Source organism: Mucilaginibacter sp. P4_E8, assembly GCF_056401495.1.
This window is the reverse complement of record NZ_JBFUJG010000426.1, coordinates 1-828: the sequence shown is the minus strand read 5'-3', so window position 1 is coordinate 828 and position 828 is coordinate 1. Positions and strand designations below refer to the sequence as shown.

Sequence of the window (828 nt, the reverse complement as noted above, 5' to 3'; positions counted from 1 at the left end):
GTTCAGGGAGCAGGTAATGCTTCGGGGAGAAGAGACCGCTGTGGTTTACGGGGATAGCCGTCTGAGCTACCGTGAGCTGGATGCCCGGTCGAACCAGCTGGGGCATTTCCTGCGGAGCCGTGGTGTTGTATCGGAGACGCTGGTACCGATCTGTCTTGGCCGTTCCCTGGAGATGATCATCGGGATCCTTGGGGTGCTGAAGGCGGGGGGTGCTTATGTACCGGTTGATCCGGATTATCCTGCAGACCGGATCAGTTATATGCTTCAGGATACCGGAGCATCGCTGGCATTAACGAGCCGGAGCACCGCGGGCTTATTAGGTGATTCCATAGAGCAGGTGCTGGTTGACGAAGATCGGGAAGCTATCAGCCAGGAGTCTGCTGATGCACCTGAAATCGGGATCAGTCCGGGTGACCTGGCGTATGTGATCTATACTTCGGGTTCAACAGGTCGTCCGAAGGGGGTAATGATCGAGCACGGGAGCGTGGTGAACCTGGTGTATAACCAGCAGGCCCCGCTGAACCTTCATGCGGGTATCCGGGTATTCCAGTTTGCCAGCTTTAGCTTTGATGCGTCGTGTTACGAGATATTTTTGACGTTGCTTCACGGCGGCTGTCTTGTTCTCTCACCGAAATCGGTGTTACTGGACCTGCCCTCCCTGGGGAGGCTGCTTCAGTCAGAGTCGATCGAACTGGTGACCTTGCCGCCGAGCTACCAGGCGCTGCTGCTGGGTCAGGAGTTCAGTCTGAAGACGGTGGTATCCGCGGGAGRGGCGCTGAACGGGCAGCTGGCAGTAATGATCCGCGAAAAGGGGATCAAGGGGATCCG

General features: G+C 57.2%; 1 protein-coding gene. It reads left to right on the top strand.

The window, feature by feature from the left end; all coding sequences use genetic code 11:
- Positions 1–828, top strand: an 828-nt coding sequence (locus AC1DRQ_RS31905) for an AMP-binding protein (RefSeq protein WP_477430228.1), incomplete at both ends; no start/stop codon positions are given.